This is a genomic window from Psychroflexus sediminis (assembly GCF_900099815.1).
GTDB classification, from domain to species: Bacteria; Bacteroidota; Bacteroidia; order Flavobacteriales; family Flavobacteriaceae; genus Psychroflexus; species Psychroflexus sediminis.
Genome location: NZ_FNCW01000009.1, coordinates 18,386 through 32,981, shown reverse-complemented (window position 1 = coordinate 32,981; position 14,596 = coordinate 18,386). Strand labels below are relative to the sequence as shown.

The window sequence follows — 14,596 nt, the reverse complement described above, 5'->3', positions numbered from 1 at the left end:
TAAACAAAAAAAAACGCTCAACAGATTTTTGAGCGTTTTGAAAAGCAAATGAATTTTGATTCTATTTTTCCCATTTGAATTCTGAAAACATGTCGTCAACTGGAGTTTTACCAATATGATTGATATAATTACTCATCGTTTTCATACCAACACCTGTAACGACTCCAGCGATATGCTCATCTCCATAGCCTTTATCTTTGAGTGCTTTTGTGGCTTCATCTGTAGGATAACCTCTTTCTTTTGCCACAGACTTTGCAAATGTTGAAAGGGCATTAAGTTTATCATCAGGTAATTTTTCCTGATTTCTCAGAGCTTCCAGGACATCAGAAGATACATGACTTTGATTTTTTGCAATAAAACTATGTGCAGCCACACAATAATGACAGTTATTATAAATGGCAACTGATAACAAGATAACCTCCTGTTCCTGTGAAGTAAAGCCTGAGTTATTCCTGAAGGTATCGTCTGCTTGTGTATAAGCTATCAACAATGACGGATTGTTAGCCATCATTTTGTACAAATTAGGAATAGCTCCCATTTTTGATTTTGTAGCTTCTAAAATTTCTTTGGCTTCTTTCTTGGCTTCGTTTATTTCTAAAAGTTTCATAGTTATAGTTTTTAATTCATTTGAGTAGTCGATAAAACTAAGTATTACTTACAAAAAAACCACTCGATTGAGTGGTTTTAAGCAGTATTTTATGTTTTGACAGAATTAATTTTTGATTTCAACCAGTTCTAGTTCAAAAGTAAGATCATGCCCAGCAAGTGGATGATTGGCATCTACAACGATGTGGTCATCTTTAACTTCAGCAACTCTTAACTGTCGCTCAGTTCCATCTGGATTTTGAGATACTAAACCCATTCCAACTTCTGGTTTGATTTCTTCAGGAAGTTGGTCTTTTGGTACTTCTTGAAAGAGATCTTTTCTTACTTCTCCGTAAGCTTCTTCTTTTGGTATTTCAATAGTTTTTTTCTCAGTTTCTTTCATATTGAGAACACCAGTTTCAAAACCTGGAATAATAGTTCCTTCACCGAGGGTAAATTCGATTGGCTCTCTTTCCAAAGAACTATCAAAAACCTGACCTGTTGAAGCTAACTTACCAGTATAATGTACTTTTACTGTGTCTTTTTCTTTAACTTGACTCATAATATTAATTTATTGATTTCTAATTAATTAGATTTCTACTTAAATTCACTGCAAAGGTATGATTTACATCACCAAACCCAATTATAAAGGCAACAATTTCGGTATTTTAAAGGAATTTTAACCTTAGCTAGGAGGATTATTGAAAGAATTGAATTTAATTTCGTTGATCTAAAACTAATTGCAAATAATGGGAGAGAAGTCCAAAAAGCCAGACCAAGTCGTTTATAACGAAAAAACCGATAAATATGACGCCGGATTATTGCCCTACGCAACAAATTCTGGAGCTCCCAAAATTACTCCAACAGATTTGACCGGTTGGAAGAATTCAAATGTAAGCAAAGTCAATCATCAAATCAAAACGGAATATGAAGAGCTTAAACATCAATATGAAAAATTGATGGCTCAATTTGAATACAACAACCTTATTTACAGTGCAGAATTTAGTTTTGAACCCATCGTTGGTCAAATCTATCACTTGTATAAGAAAAAGAACGGGAATATTTTTTTATCCATCATTTCTCCTAACGAATGTAATTTTCAATTTAAGGGTAGTTTCAAGTTAAATGAAGATAAAATGTGGATCCGTTTGGATGCGCAAGCAAATCAAAAATCTATAAAATAGAAGCTATGAAAATTTATAAACTTATGCTTTTAGCCTTGGTTGTTATTTCAACAGCATGTAAATCGGAAAAAAAAGATAAAACCGAAAAGGGGATTAATGTTGTTGCTGAAGCAAACGACATAAAAATAATTGGAAAAGAAATTTCTTACGAAACCGACTCTACAACCATGACGGGCTATATAGCTTATAAAGAGAACTTAGAGGCCAAGAGGCCCGGTATACTTGTAGTTCACGAATGGTGGGGCCATAATGAATTTGCTAGAGATAAAGCTGAAAAGCTTGCTGAATTAGGTTATGTTGCGTTAGCTGTAGATATGTATGGCCAGGGTAAGCAAGCAGCACATCCTGAAGAAGCTATGGCGTTTTCCAGTACGCTTATGAATAATTTTGATACTGCAAAAAAACGCTTTAAGGCAGCTATGAAAACTTTAAAAGCAAATGAAAATGTGAATCCTGAAAAAATATCTGCTGTTGGTTTTTGTTTTGGCGGAAGTGTTGCCTTGGCGATGGCAAATACCGGTATAAATCTTGATGCAGTTGCGGTTTTCCACAGTGGTTTAGGATTACCTGTAATGCCCACTGAAGATTTAAAAGCTAAACTTTTAATTCAAAATGGAGCCGAGGATGTTATGATAACTGAGGAACAGGTTAAAAATTTTAAAGCCCAGCTAGATGCAGTAGACGCAGATTATCAGTATCTCTCATATGAAGGGGTGAAACATTCATTTACCAATAAAGATGCCGATAGCATTGCCAAAAAATATGATCTCCCGCTGGCTTACGACAAAGATGCAGCAGAAAAATCATGGGAAAAAATGAGTATGTTTTTTGAAAAGATTTATAGTAACTAGTTAAGTTTGTTGAAAACGAAAAGCCTGCTTAAATGAGTTTAAGCAGGCTTTTTTAATGATATGAAAATATTTATTTATTTAACAATTCTTGATACCTCTCAATTTTAGGAAGTAATAAAATCGTAGTCCTCCTGTTTTTTGCTCTGCCTTCACTTGTAGAATTATCTGCAGCTGGTTTATAATGAGATCTACCAGATGCAATCAATCTGTCTCCGCTTACCTGAAACTCGTTTTCCAAAGTTCTTACGACAGAGGCGGCTCTACGAATACTCAAATCCCAGTTATCGACTATGTAAGATTCTTCAGCAACTTTGATATTATCTGAATGACCTTCCACGCGAACATCTATGTTTGGTTCAGAATTGATGACTTCTGCAATTCTTGCCAAAAGATTGTAGGCTTTTTTATCTACCCAATAGCTGCCACTTTTAAATAATACTTTATCTGTGAGTGTAATTCTTACAATTGGTTCTGAAACATCGACTTCAATAGCTTCGTCTGCTATGCGGTCTTCTTCTTTCATTTGCTTAAGAAGATTTGACTTTATATTATAGGCTACGGCTAAGTTGATAGAGTCTTCCAGGGTTTTAGCGTCAGAGCGTTGCTCTACAGGCATTTTTGAAAAAACTCGTCGTATATTAGTTTTCATATCTTCAGAAACTAACTGACCATTACTGGTAAGTTCTATTTTGTCCTCTGAATCCCCTTGAAGTTCCGCGATTTTTTGTTTATAGGACAGGACTTCATCTTTAAGATCAGCATAATTTTCATTACAGGCTTCCCGCTCAGATTTTAAGTTAGAAATTTCTTCCTGTAATGCTATTTTCTGATTTTCAACTTGGTTAAATTTTTTCTTTGAAACACAAGAAGTTAATAAAATAGTAAATAATAATGAAATAGTAGCAATTTTATACATAACTGGTTAGATTTGAGATAAATGTAAATATTTTTATTAGAATAATTACAATTTTTTTCCATAAGCTAAATCGCCTGCATCACCTAAGCCCGGAATAATATATCCTTTTTCATTTAATTCTCCATCGATTTCTCCAATCCATAGATGAGCACTTGCTGGAAGATAGTTTTTGATCAAACTTACACCTGGTTGGGCTCCAATGACAGACATAATATGAATAGATTTGGGTTGACCGATTTTTTCCAGAGCTTTTAAAACATTAAGCATAGAGAGTCCGGTAGCTAGCATGGGATCAACAAGCACAAGTGTCTTGCCTTCAAGACTGGGAGTAGATAAATATTCAACCACAATTTCAAAATCTACTTCAGAAGCAGAAGATTCTTTTCGGAATGCAGATACGAAGGCGCTATCGGCTTCGTCAAAATAATTGAGCACACCATTATGAAGTGGAATCCCAGCTCTTAAAATAGAACAGATTACTATATTTTCACTTACTTCATCAAATGTTGCCGGACTTAGTGAAGTCTTAAAATCACGTGTTTCAAAGTCTAAGGATTTACTCATTTCATAACTCAAAACTTCGCCTATGCGTTCAATATTTCTTCTGAATTTCATCCGATCCTTCTGAATGTCCTCATCTCGAATTTGGTGTAGAAAATGATTTAAAATGGAATTGGTTTTGCTTAAATTATGAATTGTCATAAGATTTTTTTTTCAAAAGTAATTGATTTTAAAGATTGTACACAACTGAAATTAAGAGTTTAATCTTTGTTAATTGAATTTAAAATCTCCCCTGTTATTAGTATTTTGAAATCAACTTAAACAACACAAACAACCATGGCAAGAAATGTAACTCAAAAATTAATTGAATCTCATTTAATAGAAGGTGATATGAAGCCTGGAAAAGAAATTGGGATAAAAATAGACCAAGCTTTACTTCAGGATGCAACAGGTACCTTAGTGCAACTTGAACTTGAAGCAATGGGTTTAGATAGAGCAAAAACAGACGTGGCTGTACAATATGTGGACCACAATTTACTTCAAACCGACTTTAAGAATGCAGATGACCATAAGTTTCTAAAGTCTGCTGCTCAGCGCTTTGGGCTTTGGTTTAGTCGTCCTGGAAATGGGGTTAGTCATCCTGTACATATGGAACGTTTCGGAAAACCTGGAACAACCATGGTAGGTTCAGATTCTCATACTTGTGCTGCTGGATCGCTTGGCATGCTAGCTATTGGTACCGGGGGATTAGATGTAGCTGCAGCCATAGCTGGACAACCTTATTTTGTAAAAATGCCAAAGGTGATGGGAGTGAAGCTCTCCGGAAAACTTCCGGACTGGGTGAGCGCAAAAGATGTGATTTTAGAAATGCTAAGACGTCACGATGTAAAAGGCGGTGTAGGTAAGATAATTGAATATTATGGAGACGGTCTCAAAGAGTTGAGCGCCATGGACCGTCATGTTATTGCTAATATGGGGGCAGAACTTGGGGCGACCACCTCCGTATTCCCAAGTGATGAGGAAACCAAGCGCTTCCTAAAATCCCAAAATCGAGAAGAAGACTGGACGGAATTGGTAGCAGATCAGGCTTGTGATTATGACTTTCATGAAGAAATCATTCTAGATGAATTAGTTCCATTAATTGCACTTCCAACGAGTCCTGGGAATGTGGTTCCTGTTTCTGAAGTCGCTGGAAAAAACATTGGTCAAGTAGTGATAGGCTCTTCTGCTAATCCAGGTCTACGTGACTTTTGGGTAGCGAGTGCAATTGTAAAAGATAAAAGTGTGAGTTCTGAGGTCAGTTTAGATATTAATCCAACCTCAAGACAAATCATGCAAAATATGATTGAAAATAAAACCTTTGGAAATCTTATAAAATCCGGGGCAAGATTTCACCAGTCAGGTTGTATGGGTTGTATTGGTATGGGGCAAGCGCCTGCAAGTGGAACTATAAGTTTACGAACCATGCCTCGCAATTTTCCAGATAGAAGCGGAACGAAAGATGATCAAGTGTATTTATGTAGTCCAGAAACTGCTGCAGCATCTGCGCTGATGGGGAAAATTACAGATCCAAGAGATATGGAAAAGGAATTCGATATGGAATATCCCAAATTTGAATATCCTACTTATGAGATTATCAATACAGATATGCTGGTAGCTCCAGTTGAGGATAACAAATCTGTAGAATTGGAAAAAGGACCAAATATTAAAACCCTTCCACACATTCCAAAGCTTAAAAAATCATATAGAGTTCCTGTTTTGCTAAAAATGGGAGATAATATTTCTACAGATGAGATTTTAAAAGCAGGAGCAGAAGTTTTACCTTTTAGGAGTAACCTTCCTGAAATTAGCAAATATTCCTATTCGGTTATTGACGAAACATTTTATGACAGAGCCATGCAAACCAAAGACACCAGGGGCGGTCATGTAGTTGTTGCCGCAGAAAACTATGCCCAGGGATCGAGTAGAGAACATGCCGCTTTAGCACCAAAATACCTGGGACAGGTTGCGGTTATCGCTAAAAGCTACGCTAGAATTGCCTGGCAAAATTTAGTCAATTTTGGTATTTTGCCGCTTGAATTCATCAGTGAAACTGATTATGACTTTATTGAACAAGGAGACGACATTGAGTTAAAAGATGTCATCAATTCAGTAAAGTCAAAGGAACCGATTGATGTCGTAATCCATAAACCGAGTGGAGAGCGTAAATCTATCAAGACAAAACATACATTAAGCGGGCGCCAAATTGATGTTCTTATCAAAGGAGGTATCATCAATGATTTTAAAGAGCGTCTATAAAACATAAAAGCATTACCAAAAGCGGCTCACTGTTGTAGTGAGCCGCTTTTGGTATGGTTTAGTTTAAGTATCCTAAGGTAACTTAGCATCCTTAGAGTCTGCTTCCTGTAAGTGCATTATATCATTAATACCTTTCACCTGAATCACTTTATCTCCTCTCATAGCTATAGGATGCTTGAGAACTTCGGGATTCATTTTAAGAATCTTTACGGCTTGATTAGGATTTAAATCTGGATTTTTACTTAAAGTTTCTTTTATAAAAGGATGTGAGGTATCGATTAGTTCGGTAGGATCCTTATCCAGTAATCTTGATAGTTCTCCCCACTGGGTTTCAGTAAGGTTTTCTTCCGCAAGATTCACCAAGACTTTTTTAGCTTTTGAAGCTTCAGCCACAGCAATACTTTGCTTAGCTATTCTATTACCAGGATGATAATATAATTTTAATTCATGATCACTTTTGGCTATAACTCCCATATCTTCTTTATCTTCTTTGCTCATGGTTAATATTTTTTTCTAAAGTATAAATTAATTTAGGGTCTTAGAAATTTTTAGGAATATTTTGAGGTTTAAAAACATTAAGATTTTCGACCTTAGAGCAAAATACGATGTTAATGCAAAAACAAAAGATAGCTATAGTTGGTGCAGGCCTAAGTGGACTCGTAGCTGCCATCAATCTGGAACAGGCTGGATTTAAACCTCAAATTTTTGAAGCAACAGATCGAGTAGGAGGTCGCGTAAAAACTGACTATAGGGATGGGCATATATTTGACCATGGTTTTCAAGTCTTACTGAAACAATATCCGGCAACTCAAAAATATTTAAATTATGATTTATTAGAATTGCAGGATTTCTATCCCGGTGCTGTCATTTACAAGGAGGGTCATCAAAACAAAATCGGAGATCCTTTACGTCAGGTCAGTTTACTATGGCCAACCTTAATTTCCAAAATTGGCAGTGTTGCTGATAAGCTTAAGGTTTTAAAACTTAATACTGAACTTAAAAAAAAGTCTTTTGATGATATTTTTTTAGCTGAAGAAAAAACAACGCTTCAGTATCTTCAGGATTATGGGTTTTCAAATAAAATCATTCAAAACTTTTTTAAACCCTTCTTTACTGGCATTTTTTTGGAGCATGAACTGAAAACTTCTTCAAGAAAATTCGAATTCGTCTATAAGATGTTTGGCGAGGGGAGTGCGGCCATTCCCAAAAAAGGCATTCAAGCCATACCCAATCAATTAATGGCACAGCTAAAGCATACCAAAATTCACTTTAATACTCCTGTAGAATCTATTCAAGATCAGGAGATCGCCTTTAAAAATGGATCGATAGAAACTTTTGATTTTGTCATTATTGCTACTGAGGCATCACATTTGATCTCAAATTTAAAGAACCAGCAGACGCTTTGGAAAAGCGTCGATAATTATTACGTAAGCGTTAAACAGCGGAATTTTAAAGAACCCATGATAGCGCTTATTGCAGATGAAAACGCATTGGTCAACAATATATATTATGTTTCTAAACCCGATGCTGAAGAACATGTGCTTTCTGTAAGTATTGTAAAACCACATGTCTTATCACAGGAGGAGCTTAAGGAAACAATAACTCAAGATTTGAAGTCTTATGCCGAAATCGATACCATTGATTTTAAACAATTCTACCATATCGAAAAAGCTCTGCCTATTCTTAAAACAGTCAGCTATATGTTGCCTAAAACGGAAACACAGCTAAAGGATCAGGTGTTTTTAGCAGGAGATTATCTGGCTAACGGGTCCATCAATGCCGCTATGCTCAACGGAGAATCTGCAGCTCAGGCGGTCATTTCCAAAATTAAGGATGGATCTATTAGTTTAAGTCAGTATTAAACCTTAACTTTAAGTATGATGTTTAAATATTTAAAAATCAGTTCTATACTAATGTTCACAGGAGTAATGATTTTTACTTCATGTGGGAACTCGCGTGAATATACTTCCGATGATTTTAAAAAATTAGATCAAATCATTCAAGATCATTATTTTGAGATTGAAGCTGAATGGGCAAGGCCTTTAGTGACCAGTGCATTAATTCAGCTGGATAATGTTGGTTTGTTTGCTCCAGGGGATAACGCTTCACAAATTAATATTTCAGGCGAATCCAGTCACTTGAGATTCCAAGGGGTTACTGTAATAGCAGATTTACCCTATTTTGGAGAACGACAAATGGGCGGAGGTTATAATAACAGTTCCGGAATTAAATTTGAGGCTAAGCCAGAAGAATTGGAGATCCTTAAAGAAAAGACTAAAAATCAGTACCTCATTAAATTCAATATCACTGAAAACACTGAAAACTTCAAAATTCTTTTAATAGTATATCCAAACTTCAAATCAACACTTAACATCTCGAGCTCCCAAAGAAATCCAATCAGTTATCGTGGACATCTAAACGATTTAAAAATTACAGAGGAGAAGTAGATAGAAATAATTCACCATATCACTTAAGTTTAATTTATTTCTATTTTACATAATATAAATTATAAGACAAAAGTATGATTTACGCCATATAGCGAATAGAACTTTTTAAAGGCCTATTTTACATAGATGCAGATAATAGCATGTAATTGTTTTATAATCAGTTGAATTATTTTATTCCATAATTCTCTAGCCATTTTAACTCATTTTTTAAGCAAAGATAGCTCTAAGAAACCTTCAAAGCTTTTGTGTAACTCATGAATATCCTCCTCACTACCGTAATCATTTATTAGTTTAGGTAAGTTACCTACCAGATAATACAAACTCCCATAACTATTAATACTATTTATTTTTCCCAAGACCGCATTGTATATAATTTCTTTTAAATTTTGAGCAATATCTTCTTTAGGGTAGATTTGATAAATTTTCAAATCTTCAAGAGCAGCATAATTACCATTTAGATATCCGGAAACCTCCGTAGAACTTAATCCTTTTTCGATTATAAATTTTTTATCCCTTGAGTCTAAAATTCCTTGTTTGTATCTATAGCCACTCGGATTTGTCTTTTCATGTTCTCCTTTCTGTTTCAAAACTGTTATTCCACTTTTTTCAAGTGTTTCCAATTCTTTTGCATTATCCGATATACGAATTTTAAATCTGAAAAAATTTAAATTTTTTAATAAATCTGTCCATTTTGAGGAATAAAAAACGTTCGAAATACCATTGAAATCAATCTCATTGTTAAATCTATTTTGCCTCCACAATGTATTCACAGCATAATTAAATACTTTTTCCGGAAATGCACTAATATGATTTGGAGGTAAATCAAACCATGAAATATTCAATTCATCTAAATCATATAGTTTTATAACTTTCTTTATGATTGAAGGGGGATGAATACTAATGTAGTCAGCTAATAAATTCCTAATTCCCTTCTCCGACATTTCTTGGGCTAAAACAATTGTTTTAATTCCAGTCTCCTCATCAATAAGTTCCTTTTTCTCAAAAACTTTTAGCGCAACATATATATTGATAACCGAGTAGTCCTTTCTTCGGTAGTACATGGACCAGAAAAATCCAATACTTCCGATATCAATTCTTCTCTCCTGCTCAACTGATAAACGTATATAACTAAGAATATTAGTCCACATATCAAAAGACCCAATTGAACTATATTGGTTTATATAGTCCTTTAGGCTAAGATTCAAATATGGATTATTATCAGGAAGTTTTCCCAATGCTAGAAGATTCTTCCTAACATCATTTAAAACCCAATGGGGAAATCTTCTTTCAGAACTTTGTCTATCCAATATTTTTTTTAACTCCGCAATTCCTCGGCCTTCATCAATATCTATGAAAATATCTACGCAGTTTTGTAACTCGAGTAATGACTCGTACTCGGTTTTATGAATATATAAATTGGTAAGGATTTCGGTTAAATATTCTCTCCAATGAAAATCATCTTTTAAGTAGGTGTCAATAGGTTTAATTAAATTAAGTAAATCATTATACCTTATAAAGAATTGCTCTTCGTTTAAAACATCATTCTCTAATTCTTCTAAAAAACGAGTTGTGCTGTAAAACGAATCACTTGTTATATCATGGAGAGGAATAGAATCTTGCCCAATAACATAAGTTAGCATTCCGAACAAATATTCAGAACTAGTTACATCCTCTGCTGTATAACCATTGAAGAAAAGACATTTAGTATAAGTATATAAAAACTGATTTAATGTAGAGATGTGGTCTCTATTTACAATATTGATGATTAGAGATAAATCGTAGTAATGAGTTATTTCCAAGTCATCACAAGAAATTTCCATTAATGCTTCTCTTAGTTGATTATAGAATGCTCTTATCGCTTCAAAATCAATACAATCCTTCATGATGTCTTTAAAAACCTCAATTGATGAGAATTGTTTTATGATTTTCAATTTCATCTCAGTTTTAAGCTCAAAATGAGCAAATCTGGACATAAATCTCTTTTCCCTCTTTAGGATTGAGGACGACACTATTTCACCTACAGTATCTTTTCTTTTTAAATAATTTATGCCTTGTTCTCTCAAATACTTATTCAGACTATCATGAAATAATGAAATTCTGTTAAGTCTTTTTTCAAACAAGTAAGGATAGGCAGTAATAAATTCTTGCAAATTGTCGAAAAGTTCATCTTTAAGGAATAGTTTTAATTCTGATTCCATAAAAAAACTTTGAGAACTCAGAAATAGAGTTAATGCGGTTTTAGTATTTACGCTTTCAAGAATTTGATTATAATAATCTTCAACATCTTTTAATTTTTCAAGATTTGGTATTTCCTTAAAGGCTTTATAGTGCTCACCAAAAAACTTGACTAATATTGGATAGCCATCGGTTATACTATAAATACTACTACAGATAGAGTATTTGTTAATATGATAAAGCTCATCGAGTACCTTTTTGGTTTCATTTTCATTCCAATTATTAAGTATTTGTTTTTTCCAAATTGTCTTCAGTTTTAAAGGTCTTGATAGGACAATAGTTTTACAATTAGGAATAAGTTGGTTTATAAAATCTACAAATTTTTCTAAATCCTCGCTATTATAGTTTTCTACATGGTCTAATCCATCAATTATGAATACATGTCCATTTTCTCGTAGTTTATCAATTACTTCAGTTTCATTTCTGTTTACATAATCTCCAAACAATTTTTTAGTGATATCAGAAATGAAGTTTGAATATACTAACCGTTTCTTGTAGTCTTTGTCCTGATTTGAAATCCATAATCTATAGACAAAACTATTATTATGAATAGTCGAAAGTTTATTGACATAATGGCTTTTCCCTATTCCCGGTTTTCCTTCAATATGTAGAATATTTGAAAATTCTAAATGTCGTTTTCCAACATCTATGGTTTCCTCTAACAACTTAGTTTCAAATATATTTATAATGGGCAGATCTTCTCTTTTAATTGCTAGTATTCGATTGTCAAGGCAATCAGAGAAGAATTTATTTATTGTAATTTTTCTTATTTCATTATTCTTATATAAATCTTCAATCGCTTCGTTAGCTTCTATTCTAGATAATGATATAATAAGAACGTTATTTGTTTTTAGAGCTGGTATTCCTAGAAAATTACAATTTGAGTTAATATCAATTTTCTTAAAAAAGAGAACGTTTAGACAGTTATTGGCTAGACTATGTTTTTTTCCTTTAATTGATACTTGTTTTTCCGAAAATTTTAAATCGGTAAGTTCTACTTCATCAAAATCTTTTATTTGACTATAAATCAAATTGTCCTCTATTGAAATTTTAACATCGTCAAAATTATTTTTTACATCTGCCTCAATCTCTAAACGGTCAATTTTTCTTTCGGCATCCATAAGTGCCAAAAACAAAAAAGTTATTTGTTCTTGGTATGTATAGCCGATAAATGCATTTCTTGATGGTCTCATTAATTATATCCGAAATATTTTATTGCGTTCCCACTAAGACTAAAATAGTCTGGCTCAGAAGAAATATAAGTTAAGACTTCAACTTCAAAATCCCATTTTTTGATGTGATGCTCCAAATATTTTTTTGATTTATCCAATTTGGAATGAGAGTCTATTGTGCAAGCCAGCATTAATTTCGAAGGTTTAATCTCTTGTGCAATTTTTACGAGGTTATTTAGACTTTTTTTATCTTTTTCTTCAAGTAATTGCTTGCTATCATGCTTAGCTTCTCCTATAATCAAATGACCGTCTGATTCACAAATGATATCAATATCAGTTATAGGTTTACTAGCTAAATAGGAATCATATATATCAATTTGTGGATTATATTGAAAAGAAACTCTAGAAATGTTCTTTAAATAGTTTAATGTCTTTAATACTGTGTAATTTCCTGCAAAAGATTCTTTTTTAGTACCATTATTTAGGAAAAAGTTGTTTTGAATTAAACTATTTAATTTATAAGAGTATGGGTGTTCGATTGGAAAAGAATACTTTTCTTCACATCCTTTACACTTTATTGTATCTGTTATTTCGGATAGAGAAAACCAGTACTTAGAGGAACAATTTGGACATTTAGCAGTAAAACCTTTAAAAAAAATCTTCCTTTCACAATACTCAAACAAAGTATTTCTTAATCCTTTCTTCAAATCCTCTTCACTGTAATATTTTATTTTATCTGGGTCTAATTTTATTCCTAAGGAGGGTAGTAATCTTTTACACCTTTCTAGAACTTCTAAATAAGTTATTGAATCACCTTCTACTCTGTTATTGATTGAAAGTTCTTTAATAATTTCAAACCAAAACTTATCCTCAATGAAATCGCTTATTTCATGAAAATTGTTTCCGAATAGCTTGATTAATGACTTCAATCGATAGCTTTCATCATTTAGTTTTATTTTTTGATATTTCGTGGTAACTCTTTGGGTCTGAATAATTGGATTTTGTACCATCATTTTTACTCTTGAGAAAAAATCTGGAATTTTAAAAGAAACAAAATTATTTGTGGTGGTGGCAAAATTAACTTCCATGGAGATGCTATTCCTTTTATTAATCCTAGATTTGGTACGTAGAAAAAACTGTGGGTCTTCAGTCTTACAAAATCTCATATTTGACGAAGTGCTATCTGAATTATAAACATCAATATCCAGAAACCAAGTATTTGATGGAGGATGTTTCTTTTGATTAAAAGAAACATCTGGTATGTTGAGAAAAACATCATCTTTAATAGAAGTAAAATGCTGTTGAACAAGCGGTTCTCCAATTTGATAAGGACCAATTCCATTATTGTCCATAATATCAAACGGGAAGTCATTTTTGGATATTGAAATTCTATGACTTAGAGTTTTACTTTGAAGTTGTTTTCTTAATTCTTCTAATTTTTTGTCCTCAATTGATTTTGAGATTACTTCAATCTCGTTATCTCTAGAAATACTATAAAGTAACCCATCAATAACAGGTAAATTAATTAATTCTTGAAATTCCGTCTCTGTTATAAAAAATTGAGATGGCCTAACCCAATGATTGAAAATAAAAAGTTGACGATTCCAATAATATAGTAAGTCTTCATTTTTACCTTTATCTTCTGAAATGACCAATTGAAAGTGCTCAAAGGGGCTCCTGCCCTTGTTACGTAAAACTTGGGTATTAATATTTAGGGTTGAGAGTAAGCTCTTATTGAACACCTTTTTTGTGTGTATAAGCTTAGGTATATCATTAAAATTAGAGTCATCAACTTTTATTATTTCATAATCTTGTGCTAATTTGGATTCCGTCATATGCATTCTAGTGATTCCCAAATTAAGCTCTAGAAAATTTTTCAAGCTAGTCCTAAAACCGTTGCTTAATACCAAATCAATAATTGAATGTTCTTTAGGTATTTTAGATATTAAAAAGAAGGAGCCAAGTCCCTCAAATCTATTTATAGCTAAATCAATATTAAAATAATCAATAGGTGAAAACATATCCAGTTCTTTTATATAGTCAATGGAAACCTTTTCAGTATGATATACATAGTCAGGGTCGTAGTATTGAACTATATCAAGATATTTTGATTCAATTTGACCACCAACAATAGGGATTATGGGTGTATATCTTCCGCCCCAAAGGCCATTGCAATTCATTATTAAATCATATAGTTTATCAAAAGGATAATCTTCCTCTATAAATAATACATTTCTAATGTGCCTATTTCTTGTATTAATATTCATGCAAAATATTATTGTGTAAATTTAAAATCATTAATATAGAATTTTGAAAAATGATAAATTACTTTTTACGCTTTTTATTTTAGTAGAACATCCTTTCTACAAGCATAATGTTTCCATCCTACGTCGTATCATAAAAAGTG

General features: G+C 32.9%; 12 protein-coding genes. 5 read left to right on the top strand and 7 right to left on the bottom strand.

The genetic code is table 11. From position 1 onward, the window contains the following. Positions 1-61: 61 nt before the first annotated feature. A complete protein-coding gene (locus tag BLP81_RS09580; RefSeq protein WP_093368249.1) occupies positions 62-607 on the bottom strand; it encodes a carboxymuconolactone decarboxylase family protein in 546 nt (181 codons plus the stop codon). Positions 608-712: 105 nt separating this feature from the next. Continuing rightward, on the bottom strand, positions 713-1,147 hold the full coding sequence (locus BLP81_RS09575) for an FKBP-type peptidyl-prolyl cis-trans isomerase (protein ID WP_093368248.1): 435 nt from the start codon (positions 1,145-1,147) through the stop codon (positions 713-715). A 187-nt stretch (positions 1,148-1,334) separates the two neighbouring features. Between BLP81_RS09575 and BLP81_RS09570 the strand changes: the two genes are divergently transcribed. Together BLP81_RS09570 and BLP81_RS09565 are read left to right on the top strand one after the other, a co-directional pair. After that, entirely contained in the window at positions 1,335-1,769 is a 435-nt protein-coding gene (locus BLP81_RS09570; protein WP_093368247.1) for a DUF2452 domain-containing protein, read from the top strand. A gap of 5 nt (positions 1,770-1,774) precedes the next feature. Beyond that, on the top strand, positions 1,775-2,620 hold the full coding sequence (locus tag BLP81_RS09565; protein WP_093368350.1) for a dienelactone hydrolase family protein: 846 nt from the start codon (positions 1,775-1,777) through the stop codon (positions 2,618-2,620). 70 nt (positions 2,621-2,690) lie between these two features. Here BLP81_RS09565 and BLP81_RS09560 read toward each other — a convergent pair whose 3' ends face one another. Next, positions 2,691-3,536, bottom strand: a complete 846-nt coding sequence (locus tag BLP81_RS09560; RefSeq protein WP_093368246.1) for an OmpA/MotB family protein — start codon at positions 3,534-3,536, stop codon at positions 2,691-2,693. Positions 3,537-3,581: 45 nt separating this feature from the next. Next, positions 3,582-4,238 (bottom strand): uracil phosphoribosyltransferase, encoded by a 657-nt coding sequence (upp, locus tag BLP81_RS09555; RefSeq protein ID WP_093368245.1) that lies wholly within the window; start codon positions 4,236-4,238, stop codon positions 3,582-3,584. A gap of 135 nt (positions 4,239-4,373) precedes the next feature. Here upp and BLP81_RS09550 point away from each other — a divergent pair, with 135 nt between their 5' ends. Then, positions 4,374-6,335, top strand: a complete 1,962-nt coding sequence (locus BLP81_RS09550; protein ID WP_093368244.1) for an aconitate hydratase — start codon at positions 4,374-4,376, stop codon at positions 6,333-6,335. 72 nt (positions 6,336-6,407) lie between these two features. Here BLP81_RS09550 and BLP81_RS09545 read toward each other — a convergent pair whose 3' ends face one another. Further along, positions 6,408-6,833, bottom strand: coding sequence for an arsenate reductase family protein (locus tag BLP81_RS09545; RefSeq protein ID WP_093368243.1), 426 nt, complete (start codon positions 6,831-6,833; stop codon positions 6,408-6,410). Between the two features lie 113 nt (positions 6,834-6,946). Between BLP81_RS09545 and BLP81_RS09540 the strand changes: the two genes are divergently transcribed. Continuing rightward, on the top strand, positions 6,947-8,197 hold the full coding sequence (locus tag BLP81_RS09540) for an NAD(P)/FAD-dependent oxidoreductase (protein ID WP_093368242.1): 1,251 nt from the start codon (positions 6,947-6,949) through the stop codon (positions 8,195-8,197). A gap of 51 nt (positions 8,198-8,248) precedes the next feature. Then, positions 8,249-8,782, top strand: coding sequence for a DUF4251 domain-containing protein (locus BLP81_RS09535; protein ID WP_245686445.1), 534 nt, complete (start codon positions 8,249-8,251; stop codon positions 8,780-8,782). A gap of 200 nt (positions 8,783-8,982) precedes the next feature. Here BLP81_RS09535 and BLP81_RS09530 read toward each other — a convergent pair whose 3' ends face one another. Continuing rightward, positions 8,983-12,210: an NACHT domain-containing protein gene (locus BLP81_RS09530; protein WP_093368240.1), complete on the bottom strand. Its 3,228-nt coding sequence runs from the start codon at positions 12,208-12,210 to the stop codon at positions 8,983-8,985. Next, the gene (locus tag BLP81_RS09525; protein WP_093368239.1) at positions 12,210-14,456 is read right to left on the bottom strand and encodes a hypothetical protein; all 2,247 of its coding nucleotides are present in this window, start codon (positions 14,454-14,456) and stop codon (positions 12,210-12,212) included. The genes BLP81_RS09530 and BLP81_RS09525 overlap by 1 nt, the downstream gene beginning before the upstream one ends. Between the last annotated feature and the right edge of the window lie 140 nt (positions 14,457-14,596).

Bases quoted from the DNA above. Each gene is read 5' to 3' on its own strand.
- BLP81_RS09530 (WP_093368240.1), bottom strand. From the start codon at position 12,210: ATGAGACCATCAAGAAATGCATTTATCGGCTATACATACCAAGAACAA.
- BLP81_RS09545 (WP_093368243.1), bottom strand. From the start codon at position 6,833: ATGAGCAAAGAAGATAAAGAAGATATGGGAGTTATAGCCAAAAGTGAT.
- BLP81_RS09580 (WP_093368249.1), bottom strand. From the start codon at position 607: ATGAAACTTTTAGAAATAAACGAAGCCAAGAAAGAAGCCAAAGAAATT.
- BLP81_RS09570 (WP_093368247.1), top strand. From the start codon at position 1,335: ATGGGAGAGAAGTCCAAAAAGCCAGACCAAGTCGTTTATAACGAAAAA.
- BLP81_RS09565 (WP_093368350.1), top strand. From the start codon at position 1,775: ATGAAAATTTATAAACTTATGCTTTTAGCCTTGGTTGTTATTTCAACA.
- upp (WP_093368245.1), bottom strand. From the start codon at position 4,238: ATGACAATTCATAATTTAAGCAAAACCAATTCCATTTTAAATCATTTT.
- BLP81_RS09575 (WP_093368248.1), bottom strand. From the start codon at position 1,147: ATGAGTCAAGTTAAAGAAAAAGACACAGTAAAAGTACATTATACTGGT.
- BLP81_RS09560 (WP_093368246.1), bottom strand. From the start codon at position 3,536: ATGTATAAAATTGCTACTATTTCATTATTATTTACTATTTTATTAACT.
- BLP81_RS09525 (WP_093368239.1), bottom strand. From the start codon at position 14,456: ATGAATATTAATACAAGAAATAGGCACATTAGAAATGTATTATTTATA.
- BLP81_RS09540 (WP_093368242.1), top strand. From the start codon at position 6,947: ATGCAAAAACAAAAGATAGCTATAGTTGGTGCAGGCCTAAGTGGACTC.
- BLP81_RS09535 (WP_245686445.1), top strand. From the start codon at position 8,249: ATGTTCACAGGAGTAATGATTTTTACTTCATGTGGGAACTCGCGTGAA.
- BLP81_RS09550 (WP_093368244.1), top strand. From the start codon at position 4,374: ATGGCAAGAAATGTAACTCAAAAATTAATTGAATCTCATTTAATAGAA.